Origin of the sequence: Paenibacillus puldeungensis, assembly GCF_042678945.1 — a bacterium.
GTDB lineage: Bacteria > Bacillota > Bacilli > Paenibacillales > Paenibacillaceae > Fontibacillus > Fontibacillus puldeungensis.
This window is the reverse complement of sequence record NZ_JBHTLM010000032.1, coordinates 25,215-42,302: the sequence shown is the minus strand read 5'-3', so window position 1 is coordinate 42,302 and position 17,088 is coordinate 25,215. Positions and strand designations below refer to the sequence as shown.

General features: G+C 50.4%; 16 protein-coding genes. 5 read left to right on the top strand and 11 right to left on the bottom strand.

Translation table 11 applies throughout. The annotated features are described in order from the left end of the window. The 7 genes from ACFQ3W_RS24805 to ACFQ3W_RS24775 all read right to left on the bottom strand — a co-directional run. The coding region (locus ACFQ3W_RS24805) for an amino acid ABC transporter ATP-binding/permease protein (RefSeq protein ID WP_379321919.1) at positions 1-1,021 on the bottom strand (1,021 nt) is incomplete at its 3' end. After that, positions 1,018-2,754: a thiol reductant ABC exporter subunit CydD gene (cydD, locus tag ACFQ3W_RS24800; protein WP_379321918.1), complete on the bottom strand. Its 1,737-nt coding sequence runs from the start codon at positions 2,752-2,754 to the stop codon at positions 1,018-1,020. The genes cydD and ACFQ3W_RS24805, both read right to left, overlap by 4 nt. Further along, positions 2,754-3,770 carry a cytochrome d ubiquinol oxidase subunit II gene (gene cydB / locus ACFQ3W_RS24795; protein WP_379321921.1) on the bottom strand — a complete coding sequence of 339 codons (1,017 nt, stop codon included), beginning with the start codon at positions 3,768-3,770 and terminating at the stop codon, positions 2,754-2,756. Before cydB ends, cydD begins: the two co-directional genes overlap by 1 nt. Beyond that, positions 3,757-5,160, bottom strand: coding sequence for a cytochrome ubiquinol oxidase subunit I (locus tag ACFQ3W_RS24790; protein WP_379321917.1), 1,404 nt, complete (start codon positions 5,158-5,160; stop codon positions 3,757-3,759). The genes cydB and ACFQ3W_RS24790 overlap by 14 nt, the downstream gene beginning before the upstream one ends. A gap of 184 nt (positions 5,161-5,344) precedes the next feature. Beyond that, positions 5,345-5,842, bottom strand: coding sequence for a nitrous oxide-stimulated promoter family protein (locus ACFQ3W_RS24785; RefSeq protein WP_379321916.1), 498 nt, complete (start codon positions 5,840-5,842; stop codon positions 5,345-5,347). Between the two features lie 30 nt (positions 5,843-5,872). Continuing rightward, positions 5,873-7,528 (bottom strand): hypothetical protein, encoded by a 1,656-nt coding sequence (locus ACFQ3W_RS24780; RefSeq protein ID WP_379321915.1) that lies wholly within the window; start codon positions 7,526-7,528, stop codon positions 5,873-5,875. Between the two features lie 2 nt (positions 7,529-7,530). Then, the gene (locus tag ACFQ3W_RS24775) at positions 7,531-8,319 is read right to left on the bottom strand and encodes an ABC transporter ATP-binding protein (protein WP_379321914.1); all 789 of its coding nucleotides are present in this window, start codon (positions 8,317-8,319) and stop codon (positions 7,531-7,533) included. Between the two features lie 432 nt (positions 8,320-8,751). Between ACFQ3W_RS24775 and ACFQ3W_RS24770 the strand changes: the two genes are divergently transcribed. From ACFQ3W_RS24770 to ACFQ3W_RS24750, 5 genes are all read left to right on the top strand, one after another. After that, positions 8,752-9,357 (top strand): TetR/AcrR family transcriptional regulator, encoded by a 606-nt coding sequence (locus ACFQ3W_RS24770; RefSeq protein WP_379321913.1) that lies wholly within the window; start codon positions 8,752-8,754, stop codon positions 9,355-9,357. Continuing rightward, on the top strand, positions 9,354-10,199 hold the full coding sequence (locus ACFQ3W_RS24765) for an ABC transporter ATP-binding protein (protein ID WP_379321912.1): 846 nt from the start codon (positions 9,354-9,356) through the stop codon (positions 10,197-10,199). Before ACFQ3W_RS24770 ends, ACFQ3W_RS24765 begins: the two co-directional genes overlap by 4 nt. After that, a complete protein-coding gene (locus tag ACFQ3W_RS24760) occupies positions 10,196-10,879 on the top strand; it encodes a fluoroquinolone export ABC transporter permease subunit (protein ID WP_379321911.1) in 684 nt (227 codons plus the stop codon). The genes ACFQ3W_RS24765 and ACFQ3W_RS24760 overlap by 4 nt, the downstream gene beginning before the upstream one ends. Then, complete coding sequence (locus tag ACFQ3W_RS24755) at positions 10,876-11,595, top strand: hypothetical protein (RefSeq protein ID WP_379321910.1); 720 nt, start codon at positions 10,876-10,878, stop codon at positions 11,593-11,595. The genes ACFQ3W_RS24760 and ACFQ3W_RS24755 overlap by 4 nt, the downstream gene beginning before the upstream one ends. Before the next feature lie 161 nt (positions 11,596-11,756). After that, positions 11,757-12,905, top strand: coding sequence for a serine hydrolase (locus ACFQ3W_RS24750; protein WP_379321909.1), 1,149 nt, complete (start codon positions 11,757-11,759; stop codon positions 12,903-12,905). 408 nt (positions 12,906-13,313) lie between these two features. On the opposite strand, the gene ACFQ3W_RS24745 is transcribed toward ACFQ3W_RS24750, so the two are convergent. From ACFQ3W_RS24745 to ACFQ3W_RS24730, 4 genes are read right to left on the bottom strand one after another with little or no spacing between them, the layout of a single operon-like run. Then, positions 13,314-14,342: a siderophore ABC transporter substrate-binding protein gene (locus tag ACFQ3W_RS24745; RefSeq protein ID WP_379321908.1), complete on the bottom strand. Its 1,029-nt coding sequence runs from the start codon at positions 14,340-14,342 to the stop codon at positions 13,314-13,316. Between the two features lie 41 nt (positions 14,343-14,383). Further along, positions 14,384-15,145: an iron ABC transporter ATP-binding protein gene (locus tag ACFQ3W_RS24740; RefSeq protein WP_379321907.1), complete on the bottom strand. Its 762-nt coding sequence runs from the start codon at positions 15,143-15,145 to the stop codon at positions 14,384-14,386. Beyond that, a complete protein-coding gene (locus tag ACFQ3W_RS24735; RefSeq protein ID WP_379321906.1) occupies positions 15,139-16,089 on the bottom strand; it encodes an iron chelate uptake ABC transporter family permease subunit in 951 nt (316 codons plus the stop codon). The genes ACFQ3W_RS24740 and ACFQ3W_RS24735 overlap by 7 nt, the downstream gene beginning before the upstream one ends. Next, positions 16,082-17,038, bottom strand: coding sequence for an ABC transporter permease (locus tag ACFQ3W_RS24730; protein WP_379321905.1), 957 nt, complete (start codon positions 17,036-17,038; stop codon positions 16,082-16,084). The genes ACFQ3W_RS24735 and ACFQ3W_RS24730 overlap by 8 nt, the downstream gene beginning before the upstream one ends. Between the last annotated feature and the right edge of the window lie 50 nt (positions 17,039-17,088).

The window sequence follows — 17,088 nt, the reverse complement described above, 5'->3', positions numbered from 1 at the left end:
CATCGCCCGCCGCCTCAATGGCGGCAGCGGCCGTGCCGCCGCTGCCCCTGCTCCCGGCCCCGGCCACCGCCGGGCCGGAGATCCGCGCGAGCCGCTCCAGCGAGACGCGGTACTGCGGGATCCGCTCTACCGCTTCGGATACCGGCAGGAACGCGTCCGAGAGCGGGAACACAATCAGCACGAAGGCGGCGATCAGCGTCACGTCGATGTGACCCGCTTCGGCCTCTCCGCCGGCCCAAAAGACCATCGATACGACAACGATCCCTACGACGAAATGCCCGATCATGCTGCGCCATCTGGCCCAAGCCCGGAGCTTGCGGTCCTTGCGGGCCACCGCTTCTTCATCCTGCTCATAGGCATCCAGGAATTCCGATGATCTGCCGCTGATCATCCAATCGCCGATACCCATAATGGCGTCCGTTAACGTTTGGTACAAACCGTTCCGTTCCTTTTTGACTTCCTCGTTCATTTTCCGGGTCAAACGTAGCGATATATATGGAAGCACAGCAACCAATATAAAGATGTATAAAGCAAGCAGCAACGCAAACATCGGATCGAAGAATCCCATGGCGATCACCGCTGCCGCATAGAGAATCAAAGCAACGACACTTGGAAATACCGTGCGGATGTACACGTTCTGCAGCTGCTCGATATCGTCGGCCAGCGCTCCAAGGATATCCCCCGTGCGATAACGGGAACGGATAAACAGCGCCTGCGGCTCTAAAATGCTGTACAGGCGAACCCGCATTTTCGCTAGAATCCGCAGCACCGTATCATGACCAACCAGCCGCTCTACATAGTGAATGACTGCCCGGCTGATCCCGAATGTGCGAACGCCAACGATCGGCACATATACGAGAAGTATGTTATAGGGCCGGAGCGCCGATTTGGAAATAAGGTACCCTGACGTAAACATCAGCATCCCGGCGGAAAGCAGCGTCAGCACACCGAGGATCAGATACAGCGCAAACCTGCCGCTGTACATCCGAAAATAGGGGCGAATCCAAGGCTCCTGATTCATGCAATCTCCTCCCGCTGGGCCAGCACCATTTTGTAGTAGGCCCCCTGTTTCGCCATCAGCTCGTCATGGGTTCCCGTCTCGGCCACCCGGCCCTGTTCCATGACGATGATGTAATCCATCTGCCGCATCCAGTGTAGCCGGTGGGTAGCCAGCAGCACCAGCTTGCCTGTGAACAATGGCAGCATTGTATCCTTTAGCTCGTATTCCGTTTCGATGTCGAGATGAGCAGTCGGCTCATCCAGCAAAATAATCGGACGTTTGCTGAGCAGAGCACGGGCCAGCGCCACGCGCTGCTCCTGACCGCCGCTTAAAGACCGACCTCCGCCCCCAATCAGCTCATCCAGCCCGCCGGGCAGCTGCCGCACCAAGCCTTCAAGCCCTGCGGCCACTGCAGCTCTTTCTACTTCCTCCCGTGTGGCGTTCGGAGCATTGAAGCGGATGTTGTCCGCCAGTGTACTACTAAAAATATACGGATTTTGCGGTATGTATGTAATTTGTTCCCGCCAGCCGGGCGCTGCCAAATCGCCAAGCTTCGTTCCGTTTATCTCAAAGGCTCCGGCTGTCGGACGCAGGAATCCCCCAATCAGATCGATCAATGTGGACTTGCCCGCCCCACTTTCGCCAATGATGCCGATTTTGCCCATGCCATGAAATTTCAGACTTACGTTCGCTAGCGATGGCCCCGCTTCCTGCTCGTGGGTGACGCCGATACCGCTTAATACAAGCTCACTATCCGGCGTCCACGACAAATTAGCCCCTTCCGGTACGGGAGCCGCTTTGGCTGCTTCCTCCTCCGCTGCGGAGATAATCTCATTCATCGCTTCGCCCGCTTGCTTTCCGTCGAGTGTGGCATGGAAATCGGCCCCTACCATACGGACCGGAAGGAAGTATTCCGGCGCCAAAATCAGCACGGTCAAAGCAGGCAGCAGCATAATGTCGCCATTTACGAGCCTTACCCCAAGCCCGACAGCTACGGAGGCTACAGACAGCATCGTGAAGAAATCAAGCGAAAACGAGGATAGAAAAGCGACGCGCAGCGTCCGCATGGTGGCGGACCGGTAAGAATCGCTGACCTTGTCGATAGAAGTACGGTGCGACTTGCTCCGTCCGAGATATTTCAGCGTCTCCAGTCCCCGCAAGGAATCAACGAAGTGGTTTGATAAGAGCCGGTATGATTTTAGTTGTTTTTCCGTTTGCTTACGTGCCGCGAGTCCGACCAGGATCAAAAAGACGATCAAAATCGGCATCGTCACCGTTATAATAATGCCGGAGGTCAGATCCAGCATAAATACGTAGGCCAAAATGAGCACCGGCGTCATGCCAGTGCCCAGCATCCGCGGAATAAACAGCTCCAAATAGCCACGGAACTTGGTGACTCCCTCCAGTACGAGGGTGACCAGGTTGCCTGTGCCTTCTTTTCCGGCAAATCGAGGCCCCAGCTCGAACAGCTTCTCCAGCACCTGCTTGCGCAGGTCCCTTCCGGTGTGCTCGGCAAACCGATAGGCTGTCTTCTGCTGCAGCAGTGCACAGATTTGCCGCACCGTAAAAGCAAGCAGGAACAAGACGGCACCGCCGACTTGCTCCTGCAGCTTGGCGCCGGCAAACAGGGCGGAGACGACCTCCGCCAGCCATTTTGCCTGCAATATGATAGCGATGCTTTGAAGGAGGGTAAGTCCGGCCATGATCATCATGACCGGCCTAATCCCTTTAAATTTCATTAAGCCGCGTCCCATTAATATTCCAGATGCTCCTTCTCGTGTACGCGTTTATGGAAAACAAAGTAACTCCAAATTTGATAACCCAGCACGAATGGCAGAAGGGTCAAAGCAACGATGGTCATCACCTTCAACGAATAATGACCGGAAGCCGCGTTATGAATCGTTAAGGAGAACGTTTCATTGATCGAGCTGACCATAACACGAGGGAACAATCCGATGAATACGGAAGCGATCGAAAGGGCGATCATCGTACCCGTCATGCCGAATGCCCAGCCGTCCCGTTTTTTCGAAATGAACATGCCCGCCAGCACAAAGGCGACAACCCCAAGGACAGCTACGATGCCAAGCAGCAAACCGCGGACTTCAAAGACGTCCGTTTGGAAATAAGTCAACACACCCAAGAGGACGAACATAACCGCGAGCGGAATGAGCAGCTTATGCGCCATTTTGCGAGCCCGTTCCTGCAGGTCCCCAGTCGTCCGCAGCGTAGCGAACAGAAGACCATGAACAAGGCAAAGCATAACAACCGTAATACCGCCGACCAAGGTATATACGTTAACCATATCGAACAAGCCGGCTTTCATTTCCATGTCTCCATCGATAGGCAAGCCCTTCATCAGGCCGGAGAATACAACGCCGAGCAGGAATGGAGGAAGCAGACTGCCGACAAAAATGGCGATATCCCAAGTCGTTTTCCATTTTCCGCTATCGACCTTGCCCCGAAACTCGAAGGCGACACCGCGGCCGATCAAGGCCAGCAGCAGCACGACAAGCGGCGTATAATATCCGCTGAACATCGTGGCATACCAGTTTGGAAATGCCGCAAACATCGCGCCGCCAGCTGTCAGAAGCCAAACTTCATTGGCATCCCAGAACGGGCCGATTGAGTTGATCAGCACCCGGCGCTCCATATCATTTTTTGCCAAAAAGCGGGTACTCATACCAATGCCGAAATCAAAGCCCTCCAGGAAGAAGAAGCCGATGAACAATACTGCGACAAGGACAAACCAGAGCTCATTAAGAGACATGATAACCCTCCTTACCGAATGGATCCGCAGAGACGTCTTTTTGATCGTTCTTTGCATTCGGGCCCTTCTTAATAACTTTCACGAACAGGTATACCAATACGGAACCTAGCGCCGCATAGATCGCCGTAAAGGCAATCAGCGAGAACAGAATTTGCCCGCCGGTAACGCTAGGCGACACGCTGTCTTTCGTCTGCATCAGGCCGAAGACCGTCCAAGGCTGACGCCCGATTTCCGTCATAATCCAGCCCGATGTGTTGGCGATCACCGGAAGCGATATGGACCACAGCATCGCCCGATAGAACCAGTTATGCGGTTTGTCTAGCTTCTTGCGCCAAGCGAGATAAGCACCGTACAAGCCTAGTAAAATCATCAAGCTGCCGGCTGCGACCATGATCCGGAAGCTCCAGAAGGTCGTGCGTACCGGAGGAATGTAATCTCCAGGGCCGTATTTTTGTTGATATTCCGCGTTCAGCTCCTTTATCCCCTTGACTTCACCAGAGAATTTGCTGTAAGACAGGAAGCTGAGCAAATAAGGAATTTTAATTTCAAAATTGTTCTTCTGATCATTCGAGTCGATGTGAGCGTACACGGTCCAAGGAGCCGGGTCACCACTCTTGCCCCACAGGCCTTCGGAAGCGGCCATTTTCATCGGCTGTGTCTTAACCAAATACTGTGCCTGTTGATGACCGAATAATGCGGTACCAACCGAAGCGATCAGTGCCACAACTATAGCGACCGTAAACGATTTTTTGAAAAATGCCGCATCTTGGCGTCTCAGCAGCTTATAAGCGCTGACTCCCGCAATCAAGAACGATCCCGTTGCAAATGCGCCGAGTACGGTATGCGGAAATTCAACCATCAACTGCCCGTTAGTGATCAAAGCGAAGAAATCATTCATCTCCGCACGTCCATTGTTGACCGCAAAACCAACAGGTCTTTGCATAAATGAGTTAGCGGCCAAAATCCAGAATGCGGATACCGTTGTTCCCACAGCAACCAGCCAAGCACATAGCAAGTGAACCCGCTTGGAAAGGCGGTCCCAACCAAAGATCCACAGTCCGATAAACGTCGACTCCATAAAGAAGGCGAACAGGGCTTCAACCGCCAGCGGCGCACCGAAGACATCCCCTACGAACCGTGAGTAATCCGACCAGTTCATGCCGAACTGGAATTCCTGAAGGATACCCGTCACGACCCCTACCGCAAAATTGATAAGGAACAGTTTCCCCCAGAACTTAGCCATCTGTTTGTACTCTTCTTTGCCTTTGACCACATACATCGTTTCCATGATGGCGATGAGCAGCACCAGACCGATGGATAGTGGAACGAAGAAGAAATGGAAAATCGTGGTGACTGCAAACTGAAGGCGTGCAAGCAGAATCGGATCCAACATTTTTCCTTCCCTACTTTCTAATAATTATTATCTAATGTGAATTCTATCACGGAGAAATGAAAATCAACGGGGTAAAAGTAATAATTTTGTGACAAGAATCACATGATAATTGTCACATCGATGAATGTGAGCCTCAGAACCCGCACCACGACTGGTTTTTAGCACCTCAGGACTATTTTTGACATTACTGTGACTTAAAACGCTGCCTTCCGTCTAGCCAATGCTGCAATGTTAAAAGTGGGTACCTCCAAAGCATTCTCGGCCCGGCGTAACGCATCACTTTACGGATGTTCTCCCGCTGCGATGCAGCATAGCAGTGTACTGGACACGACAAGCAGGTGGATTTATCCTCTCCAAACCGACAATGAGTCAACCGCTGATTGGCGTACGTGTAGAGCTTAAGGCACTCCTCACATAAGCTTAAGCTTAGCTTCAAGCCGGTATCCGGTGCTACCAAGCTTGTCCTTACCCGGTTTTTGTGCTGATGGCTGCAATATAAGCTGATCATCAGAGCAACGGTCGCTTTTTCCCGGCGGATTCGAGGGCTGTGTCCTTGCTCTTTTGTAGTTTCACCTACTTGACCGATACCGCAAGACCCAAGTTCATTCTGCAAATGGCCGGGCGGTGTCTTCACCGCCCCAGTTAGAGATTCCGTACGATCTTCCGAACGGAGCACATCCATCTACAGCCCTCCCTTCTTCCCTTCTACTCATTAATTGCCCGAATTTAACCTCTTTGAAGCAAAAGTAAATCTCCAAGCCAGCCAGATCGCCGCAATGAGCATTACAGCGTAGACGAGCACTCCAAACCGGAAACAGGTTGCCAGCAAATGGAGCAAAGCAAAAACGCCAAGCAACAGCATTAACGGTATGATTCGAAGTCCTTCACTCTGCTGGACAGCTTCAAACGGCTCGGAAAAAGGGAGACCTTTTTTGAAATAGCCAAAAGAGATGATCGCATACAGCTGTAAGGCAAGACCGACAGCAACCAAATCAGGAAAGATCGACAGACCGAACAGCAGGATGAAAATAACGGATTCCACGATGAAAAGAGGCAGAACCATACGAACGAGACAAGCAAGCAGCGTACCCTTATAAACATCAGACATATTCTGAATCGGCATTGTCTGGTAAATCCATGCGGCCTTATGTTTTCCAGAATGTCTTAGCAGCCGGATTGCGGTAGGCAGCATTAATCCGCAGAAATAAATGAACAAGTATTTGTTGGTTCCCGCAAGCCCATGAAGTCCGTCCTTGATGCCATCCGAGAACAGAAATATAATCGGAAAAATAATAGCAAAGCCGAGTGATGGATATACCTTGAGCTTAAACTCCCGTTCATTGCCCATCATCGACCACGCGAACCGAAAGAACGTATTCTCCTGTGGCGAAGCACAAAGAATATTCGCGATCCACTTTACCCCTTTACCGGTTTTCTGGCTGCTATTTCCATCGGGCTCGGCAAGCTTTTGCAGGTTTCTTTCCAATGCCGGCATCAGCCGGATGTAAATGATAAAAGAAACGATAGGAACCAGCAAAGCCAGCACGGTAAAGACGTTGAATTGCGGGTTCGCTCCCCCTCGCAGCACAGTCTCGAACGAAGCGCCGAACCAAATCGGAGCGATAAAATATTGCCACCACTTCGGCTGAAACACAATGTCCATATCTACGATATTAAACAATCTGGCAAGCAGCTGGTAACCAACCGTAATCCCGATCGTCAAACCGATCTGCACGTAATTGATAATATCCTTGAGCTTCTCCCCGTCAAAAAAACGCAGCACCGCCAAGTACAGCAAAGCCGTAAATACAACGATCAACAAATCCATCAAAATCAGATCAACCACGCAGAGCAGGAAAAAGACAATTCCATGCCGGAATGTGCCTACAGCCACCGGTACCACAGCAAGCGATCCGGTCAGGAAAAACATATAGATGAAAATGTGCACCGTCTTTGCCATGGCAATCGTTTTGCCGTTAATCGGCTTCGTGGACAGGATGTGACGGTCGCGTATATCCAGCAGCACAGAAGAAAAGTCCGAAATCAGCGACGTCGTAATCATGAACATGAAGATGCCGAACATCAGGCTCATTTGAAACAGGTAATTGTCCCCCATGAATATAAACATCGTACTTAACCCGCCAAAAATGACGTACATCCACAGCGAGCTCAGAAATTGGTTACCTTCATTCTGGATCCCGGCGTTTCCCTTCTTTTTGGATCTGTTTCCGATTACCGTCGGCATTCTTCTGGCATCCATCGTCAGCTTCACCTGAATGATTCGTCTCATAACAGGGTAGTCGACTCCGGACTTCTCAAACCATCCGCGAAAACGATCAAGCACTTGCAGTGTCTTCATTTCACTCATAGCTACACCTCTTGCACGATGGATACGAGTTGCTCGGCAATTTCATGATGCTCGTTAAATCCGGTTAGCTGATTAAATATCTCCTCCAGCGAGCCCTCATGGCTGCGCTCCTTCAACTGCTCGAAGCTGCCGTCCGCGACGATTCGCCCGCCGTCGAGCAGTACGATCCGACTGCTGATCTTCTCTACGACCTCCATGATGTGCGAGGAGTAAAATATCGTTTTCCCTTGCGCGGCAAGCAGTGCCAGCATCTCTTTCACTACCATTACGCTGTTCGCATCCAGGCCGCTTAGTGGCTCATCCAAAAATAACACGTCCGGATTATGCAGCAGAGCAGACATAATCAGCACCTTCTGCCGCATCCCTTTCGAGAAAGTGGCAATACGCGAGTTAAATACATTCTCCAGCCCAAATAGGTTCATCAGGCGTCGCGCCTTTGATTCGGCGGCCGCCGCGGGCATTCCGTACAGCTCGCCGATAAACGACAAGTACTCCCGGGCGGTCAGCGTATCGTAAATTTCGGCGATTTCCGGGACGTAGCCGATTCTTCTTTTATAATCGATACCGCCGTCCTTCGGATTTTCGCCAAAGATCCGTACCTCGCCGGAATATCCCTCTACCAACCCGAGCATAATTTTGACCGTGGTGCTTTTCCCTGCTCCATTAGGTCCTATGTATCCGATAATTTGTCCAGGGTAAACCTCAAGATCGACCCCTTTCAGCACGTCTTTATCTCCATATTTCATCCGCAAATCTGCAATCTTAATGACCGGTTCTACCGCGTTTGCCATTGCCACAACTCCTCTCTTTCACTGGCTTAAGTTTACCATAGATTACCTACTGTTCCCTAGAATCTACGTCACTCTAAATAGGGTACTGGTTACTGTTCTTCGTTCGCCGCTCCCCCTTCTACGTTAGTCTAACGAACTCAATAAGCACTATTTGGTAAGAAAACAGGTTTTGAAAATTCTAACGAACTCCAGAAACGCTATTTGAAGTAATTCGCCTTGTTTTCACTGCTTATTGCCAAAATAAGGCCGCTGGAGTTCGTTAGAATTCATCAGAGCCCGTTTTTTCAAAAATAAGCGTTATACGGTTCGTTAGGCCGCGTGCCCCCTCCTAACAAGTCGCTACTGGAAAAGATTGCTTGACAAAACAATCCGTCAGGATTACCATTTGACTATATTTTCATTTTTAGTCAAATAGAATGAAGGGGTGCTGAAATGCCCAAATCCTTTACCGAAAACGAACGCGCATATATGAAAAAACGCCTCATGGAAGAGGCGCAAATCTGTCTTACTCAGTTCGGAATGCGTAAAACGACGGTCGATGAGCTCGTAAAACGCGTCAATATCCCTAAAGGGACCTTTTATTTGCTGTATCCGTCGAAGGAAATGCTGTTTTTCGATGTGTTTTGCCAGCTCCATGATGAGCTCCAGTCCCAATTGCTTCGTCAGATTCATGCACTCGAAGGAAACGTGACGCCGGATGCGATCACTGACCTCATCTTTGGACTGTATAAACAGGTTGACTCTACGTTTTTATATTCATTTATCGCTAACGGCGATCTGGAACTGCTCATTCGCAAGCTGCCGCCGGAGGTGGCGATGGCTCACGCCGAGGAGGACAATTTCAGCATGGAGCAGTTGCTCTCACTGCTGCCGGGCGTCCACACGGACGGGAATATTCAAGTTTTCAGTGCGGTGCTCAGGGCTATCTTTATGACAATGCTTCATAAGAAGGAGATTGGCGAGGATGTCTTCGACGATGCGATCAAGGTGATGCTGCGCGGCGTTGTGCTCCAGCTGTTTGAGGGGGGAACTTTATGATCCAAGTCCAAAACTTGAGCTTTAGCTATACGAAACAATCCTTTATTGAAAATATGAATTTCCAAGTGCAGACCGGAGAAATTTTTGGCTTTTTAGGTCCTTCCGGCGCAGGCAAGAGCACTTTGCAGAAAATATTGACCGGACTCCTCACTCAGTATTCCGGCAGCGTGAAGGTGAATGGAACGGAAGCCAAGCACCACGATAACGGCTTCTACGAACAGATCGGCGTCGATTTTGAATTCCCCAGCCTGTATGAAAAACTGACCGCCCGCGAGAATCTGCGCTTTTTTGGGTCTCTATACAAAAAAGCTGGCGATCCGGAGCTGCTGCTGGAGCGGGTCGGTCTGCTTCAGGATGGCGATAAGAAGGTTTCGGATTTCTCCAAAGGAATGAAGTCCAGATTGAATTTCATTAAAGCCCTGCTTCACGACCCGGCGCTGCTCTTTCTGGATGAACCAACATCTGGGCTTGATCCATCCAACGCGAGAGTGATGAAGGACATGATTCTTCAGGAAAAAGCAAATGGCAAAACGATTATCCTGACGACTCACAATATGTATGACGCGACCGAGCTGTGCGACCGTGTTGCTTTTATCGTGGACGGCCGACTAGCGGCACTGGATACACCCCATAACCTGATCATGTCCCGCGGAGCCTCCAAGGTTACATATACCTATGAGCAGAACAACCGCGAGGAGCAGGAGGAAATTCGCCTGGATCAAACGGGCCTTGACGAGCAGCTACAGCGGTTGATTCGAGAAAACCGCCTACGCTCGATCCACAGCAGCGAGCCTACGCTCAACGATATCTTTGTGGAGCTGACCGGGAGGAAGCTGCAATGAGAACGAAGGCTCTGCTAATCGGCGACGTGCGTTTTCAGTACAAATATGGTTTCTATTTTATATATCTCGTTTTTACCCTGATTTATATTAGTTTGCTGTACGCTTTGCCGGACACCTGGCGCGATCAGGCGGCCGTGTTGATGATCTTCAGCGATCCCGCGGCTATGGGCCTGTATTTCATGGGGGCGATCGTCCTGTTTGAAAAAAGCGAACGGGTGTTGAACAGCATTGCCATCTCTCCCGTTAAGCCATTGGAATATGTGACGGCCAAACTGATCTCACTAGCTATCATCTCCACGATTGTCGGATGGCTGATCGGCGTGTTCGGCGGCGTGGTTGAGAATCCGTTTTTCTTTCTCCTCGGTGTATTCCTTGGATCCTGTCTATTTTCTGCGGTGGGGCTCATGGTTGCCGCGGGTATTGGAACGCTCAATCAGTTTATTGTCGCTACCATTCCAGCCGAGCTCATCATCAACGTGCCAGCCATTGTCTATTTGTTCGGGTGGAAGCCGGGATGGCTGATTCTTCACCCAGGGGCCAGCATTATCGAACTATGCCAAAACGGCCCCAACGCGTGGCTCGCGGCGATCATCCTTGCCGTTTGGGTCGGGATTACTGCAGGAGTTGCCCGCCACACCGTGGCCAAGAGTCTTCAAGCGCTGGGAGGCGTAAAGCTATGAAGCCCTTAATTCGTTCCTTCATCATGTTTGTCCGGCAGGTATTTAAGGACAGCATGTTGGTCGCCGTCTGTCTCGCTTCCGTATTGTCGGCCATTTTTATTCGGTATGGTGTACCGGCAATTGAGCAAGTATTATGTGATTATTTCCAGAAAACAGCGATCCTGGCAAATTACTATTTGCTATTCGATTTGTTACTAAGCATCGTAACGCCGTATATGCTCTGCTTCGCCTCAGCGATGGTCATGCTCGGGGAATACGATGAGAACTTATCACGATATCTAGCCGTTACACCGTTAGGAAAACGGGGTTACGTCTTATCCCGGCTGGTATTTCCTGCGGCGATTTCTTTTCTGCTATCCGTCATCCTTATGCAACGGTTCTCTTTGACTGCATGGTCTTTCGGGATGCTGTTGCTGACCTGCCTGCTTAGTAGTCTCGTAAGCATCTCTGTCGCCCTGCTGATCTTTGCGGTATCCCACAACCGGGTTGAAGGGATGGCGGTTGCCAAGATGGCCGGACTGATCATGGTCGGGCTGCCTATTCCGTTTTTTATCTCGGGCGACGTACAATACCTATTCGCCCCCCTGCCATCCTTTTGGATCGCCAAGCTTTGCCTCGAGCAGGAGAGCCTGCTGCCATTTGCGTTTGCGGCGCTGCTGTCATCTGGAATATGGCTAAGCCTGCTATATCATAGATTCAATACAAAGCTAGCTTGACGCTTGGCTGGTATAAGAAAAAGAGCTGATCCCTATTAATTGGACCAGTTCTTTTTTTATAGATCGGATTCTCTTTTGTTGGAAACGTGATGGACTCTGCGCTCGTAAATAATCAGGTGAACTTACTTCAAAATTGATCTAATTTTAAAGGAGGTTATTGCTTGCTTGTCTACATTGCGATAGGAATTGTCTCTTTCGTCTTGTTAGCCGCTGGGTTGCTAGTTTGGATGGCAAAAAGACAGATTGATCGAAAAACAGAGCAGGACGTTCTGGAGTTTCTCGCTCAACAGCCGGATTGCTCCTCGGTGGTTGCGATTGAAAATGGGCAGGTAGTTATTGATTACCAGTCTAACGTGAAACGGCCCCTAGCAAGTGTACTCAAGATTGTGATTGCTGCCGAGTTTGCCGAACAGGCCGCTCAAGGTACCATTCAGCCGGATGAAATGATCTCCTTGGCCGATCTCAACCGTTTCTACATTCCGAATTCGGATGGGAACGCCCATTCAAGCTGGCTAGGGCACTTGGGGCAGGAAACTACTGACGGAGCTGAAAGTAGTGGCTTTGTTCCTCTAATCGAGGTTACTAGGGGAATGATTCAATTTAGCTCAAATGCTAATACGGAGTTTTTGATGGAGAAGCTTGGATTGGACAACATTAACCGGCGGATTACCGCCCTTGGCCTATCTGAGCATGACCCGATTTACCCTGTTTCTTCAGCAATGTTGATGTACGCCCACCTTATTAAAAATGACTGTCTGTCAAGCCGACAGGCAGAGCAAGCCATGAAGAACTTTTCCGATGAGCAATATGTAGCTATTGCCAACCAGCTTTTTGACATGATTCGCCAACTGCCCGATACGATTTCTGACTTAAATCGCATTAATTTGCCATTATCCGCACAGGCGGTCTGGTCAGATCGACTTCCCCGGTCCACCGCAAAGGAATACGCACAACTTCTGCAAAGCATCCAGAATGGGGAGAGGCTCTCGCCGATAGCTCTACCGATCTTTTATGACATTATGGAACGGAAGCCGAACCCGGAATCTCCGATAGAGCGCATTGGATTTAAGGGTGGCTCGACCCTCGACATTCTCAACGAAGCCTTGTACTACCGCGACAAAGCAGGAAATGAAGGACAACTGGTTATTTTCATTCATGAGCGCAAAAGAATGGAACTGTTTTGGCTAAAGAACAAGCTGGACTTGTTCCTTCGTGCCTACTTAACGAATCCGGAGTTTCGAAATTCGGCGGTAACAGCATTGGGCAAATCAACACGAGAAAATACAGCAGTAGAGCCCCAAGCCATCTAATCTTGCATACTGCACCCAACGGGTCTCTCCAACTCTGCGTTGCGTTCGGCTTTCTAACGAACCTAGTAAGCGCTAATTCGGCGAAAACAGCCATTTGGGCAATCTAACGAACCCCAGCGTTCTTATTGGGCTGCTGCAGGGGCCTTTATTGCCAAATTCCACGCAATAAGCGCTACTGAGTTCGTTAGATTAGTAGAACCAGTAAAATCCCCCGATTAGCGCTTATTGAGTTCGTTAGGTAACGCAACGATCACTCCGCCGCGCTACCAGAGGCAAAAGGAGCAGGCAATCATGCACCCATTACCTTCGCAAGATAAAAGGGCAGCTTCTGCATATCACATCGTGATCACCTGCTGCAGAAACTGCCCTCATATTAAATTGCCCAGCTCTCCGCTCCAATCTACTGACTTACTTGATCCCTTCCTGAACTTCCTTCAACATTTCCGGCAGGGACAACAGTCCACCGCCCGACAAATACCAATAGCTCGGGTCCAGGTAGATGATTTTGCCGTTTTTGTAGGCGTTCGTCTTCTTCACCAAGTCGTTCTCAACCAGCTTCGAGGCCGGTTCAGCCTGTTTGCCCTTTTCAGTAACGACGGCGTCACGGTCAACCACGAACAGGTAGTCCGGGTTTTTCTCGGCCACATATTCGAAGGAGATGCTTTGGCCGTGCGTTGAAGCTTCGATTGTGTCGTCAACGGCCGGCACGCCAAAGACGTCATGCACCACACCAAACCGCGAGCCCGGACCGTAGGCGCTTACTTTGCCGCCCGTCGTCAGGATAACGAGCCCTTTTTTGCCGCTGGACGACGCTTGTTCGCTCACTGCTTTAATCGAATCATTCAGGGCAGTAAGCTCCTTATCGGCTTCGGCTTCTTTGCCAAAAATTTGGCCGAGCATCTTTACATTTTCCGTAAAAGAATCCATGTATTTAGCTGTATCGACACCCATAAAAATCGTCGGTGCGATCTTATTGAGCTCCTCATATGCCTCCGCGGACCGCCCGGAGATGAAGATGACACCCGGCTTAAGGGCACTCAGCTTCTCGAAGTCCGGTTCAAACAGTGTTCCTGCGTTCGTGTATTTGCTATCCTCATATTTTTTCAGATGGGTCGGTAAATTCCCTTGAGGAACCGCAGCTACTTCCACACCGAGCTTGTCGAGCGTTTCCAGCACACCGTAGTCAAATACGACTACATTCCCCGGGTTCTTCTTCACCTTCGCTTCGCCCAGCTTGTGCTTGATCGTCAGCTCCTCCTCGGCCGGTGCTGCCGTGGCAGGTTCAGCCGTGTTCGTACCGCTAGCCCCCGCCTCGCTTTTCGCCGCCCCTGCATTCGCATTACGGCTGCTGCCTGCTCCCTCTTTGCTGCTTCCGCACGCTGCCAGCATCACCACGAGAAAAATCATCATCAACATCATCGTTATTTTTCGATTCACCTGAAAACCCACCTTATCCCCATATTTATTGGCAAAAACCATTATCCTGCAAAATACACACAGATTTTATTCCCGCCGATCTCCTCGATCGGAATGTCCATATCGTAAACTGCGCTTAGTACATCAGATACCATCATCTCTTCTGTCGGCCCTTCCTTCACAACAACCCCGCCCTTCAGCGCCACAATGTAGTCCGAGTAGCAGGACGCAAAGTTGATGTCGTGAATGACCAGAACGACCGTTTTGCCAAGCTCATCCACCAGCCTGCGCAGGACCTTCATAATTTGCACAGAATGCTTCATATCGAGATTGTTCAGCGGCTCATCGAGCAGCACATATTCTGTGTTCTGGGCGATAACCATGGCGATAAACGCCCGCTGCTTCTGGCCTCCGCTCAGCTCATCCAAATATTTATGCTGCATCGACGCAAGCTCCATATACTCGATCGCTTCGTCAACATAACGAAGATCCTCCGGCGTAAGCTTTCCCTGCGAATAAGGGAACCGTCCAAAGCTCACCAAATCCTTGACCGTCAGCCGCAGGTTAATGTGGTTGGACTGCTTCAGGATCGAAATCTTTTTGGCAAGCTCCCGGCTATTCCAACTCCCGAGCTCCCGATCATCGATCAGAATCTCGCCTTCATCCTTGGCGATCAGCCGGCTGATCATCGACATCAGCGTGCTTTTGCCGGCCCCGTTCGGGCCGATGAAGGAGGTGATTTTCCCTTTGGCGATGTCCAGCGAAACGTTGTCAATCACTTTTTTGCCGCCATAACTTTTCGATACTCCCCTGACCTTTACCACGACTTATTCTCCTTTAGCAGTAGATAAATAAAGTACACCCCGCCGATAAAATTGATGATCACGCTAAGTGAGGTGGAGAAGGTGAACACTCGTTCAACGATCAATTGACCGCCGACTAGAGCGATAAAGCTGATCAGGGAGGCGCCGAAGATCAACGTTTTATGACGATAGGTGTCCAAAAACTGATAAGCAACGTTCGCCACCAGTAGTCCAAGAAACGTAATCGGTCCGACCAGCGCCGTGGAAATCGAAATCAGCACCGCGACGACGATCAGCATTCTTTTTACGACGTATTCGTAAGAAATTCCGAGGTTCACTGCATGATCTCGGCCCAGAGCAAGTACATCTAGATATTTCGTAAAGCGGGCGAAGTACAACCCCGTCAGCAGCACACCCACAAGCGAAAGAAGCAAAATATCCGAATTTACGTTGTTAAAGCTCGCGAACATTTTGTCCTGAATAACTAGGAATTCGTTCGGATCGATCAGCTTCTGCATGAAAGACGACAGGCTGGAGAAAAACGTCCCGAACACGAGCCCGATCAGCAGCAGATGATAAATGTTGCGGCCTTCTTTTCGGAAAAGGAGCCTGTAGAGCAAACCCGCAAACAGCACCATCATGCCTACCGCAAGCAAAAAACGCAGGTTCTTGCTCATCATCGTGAGCGCTGTGCCGCCGATCAGGAAAACGATGACGGTTTGGAGCAGCATGTACAAAGAGTCCAGGCCGATAATGCTTGGCGTCAAAATCCGGTTATTCGTGATCGTCTGAAACACCACTGTCGAAAAAGCCACGGCCGTGCCGGTGAGCGCGATCGCCAGCAGCTTTTTGCCGCGTCTAGGCAGTATGTAATCCCAATTTCCCCCGGCATCGATGGTCAGGAATACGATCACAAGCAAGATGGCGAGCCCTGCCAGGATGCTCAATTTCACTTTGTTACTCATGCGCATAGCTGTTTCTCCTCATCAGCAAGTACAGAAAAATGCCGCTCCCGATCACGCCGACGGTGAGTCCAATCGACACTTCATATGGATAAATAATGACTCTTCCGAAAATATCACAGGCCAGCACGAACACCGCTCCGAGGAGGGCCGTATGGGATAGGTTGCTCTTCAGGTTGTCGCCTTGGTACATCGTGACAAGATTCGGAATAATGAGCCCGAGAAACGGGATCGCCCCAACCGTCAGTACCACCACCGAGGTGACCAGCGCTACCAGCCCCAAACCGATATTGACGACCTGCTTGTAATTGAGGCCAAGGTTTACGGAAAATTCCTCCCCCATGCCCGCCACCGTAAACTTATTCGCGTAGGCATAGGCAGCGACAACGAGCGGAACGCTGATGTACAATAGCTCGTAGCGCCCTTGCATGATCATGGAGAAATCGCCGTGCATCCAGGCCGACATGCTTTGAATCAAATTGTATTTGTAGGCAAAAAAAGTCGTTACCGAGCTGACAATGCCACCGAACATCAAACCCACCAGCGGGATAAAAATCGTATCCTTATACCGCACCCGATCCAGGATGCGCATAAAGATATATGTCCCGGCCAGCGCGAATACGAAGGCTACGGCCATCTTGACGAGCGGACCTGCTGAGCCAAACAGCAGCAGCGATACCATGATGCCGAAGCTGGCTGAATCCATCGTGCCCGCCGTCGTCGGCGACACAAATTTGTTGCGGGTCAGCTGCTGCATAATTAGCCCGACGATGCTCATGCTGACGCCGGCGATGATGATGCTGATCAGTCGCGGAATCCGGCTGATGCTGAGAATTTCCCACTGCTCCGCTTGGAGGTGCAGCAGGCCTGATAAAGAAATATCTTTGACTCCGATGAACAGGGAAACCAAAGATAATATGATTAGCAAAATAGTTAGATATTTTTTCTTCATGTGTTATGCCCTACTTCTCTTCCTCTGGCCAGTAGGAAGATCAAGTTTGT

Bases quoted from the DNA above. Each gene is read 5' to 3' on its own strand.
- cydD (WP_379321918.1), bottom strand. From the start codon at position 2,754: ATGGGACGCGGCTTAATGAAATTTAAAGGGATTAGGCCGGTCATGATG.
- ACFQ3W_RS24790 (WP_379321917.1), bottom strand. From the start codon at position 5,160: ATGTTGGATCCGATTCTGCTTGCACGCCTTCAGTTTGCAGTCACCACG.
- ACFQ3W_RS24785 (WP_379321916.1), bottom strand. From the start codon at position 5,842: ATGGATGTGCTCCGTTCGGAAGATCGTACGGAATCTCTAACTGGGGCG.
- ACFQ3W_RS24780 (WP_379321915.1), bottom strand. From the start codon at position 7,528: ATGAGTGAAATGAAGACACTGCAAGTGCTTGATCGTTTTCGCGGATGG.
- ACFQ3W_RS24775 (WP_379321914.1), bottom strand. From the start codon at position 8,319: ATGGCAAACGCGGTAGAACCGGTCATTAAGATTGCAGATTTGCGGATG.
- ACFQ3W_RS24770 (WP_379321913.1), top strand. From the start codon at position 8,752: ATGCCCAAATCCTTTACCGAAAACGAACGCGCATATATGAAAAAACGC.
- ACFQ3W_RS24765 (WP_379321912.1), top strand. From the start codon at position 9,354: ATGATCCAAGTCCAAAACTTGAGCTTTAGCTATACGAAACAATCCTTT.
- ACFQ3W_RS24760 (WP_379321911.1), top strand. From the start codon at position 10,196: ATGAGAACGAAGGCTCTGCTAATCGGCGACGTGCGTTTTCAGTACAAA.
- ACFQ3W_RS24755 (WP_379321910.1), top strand. From the start codon at position 10,876: ATGAAGCCCTTAATTCGTTCCTTCATCATGTTTGTCCGGCAGGTATTT.
- ACFQ3W_RS24735 (WP_379321906.1), bottom strand. From the start codon at position 16,089: ATGAGTAACAAAGTGAAATTGAGCATCCTGGCAGGGCTCGCCATCTTG.
- ACFQ3W_RS24730 (WP_379321905.1), bottom strand. From the start codon at position 17,038: ATGAAGAAAAAATATCTAACTATTTTGCTAATCATATTATCTTTGGTT.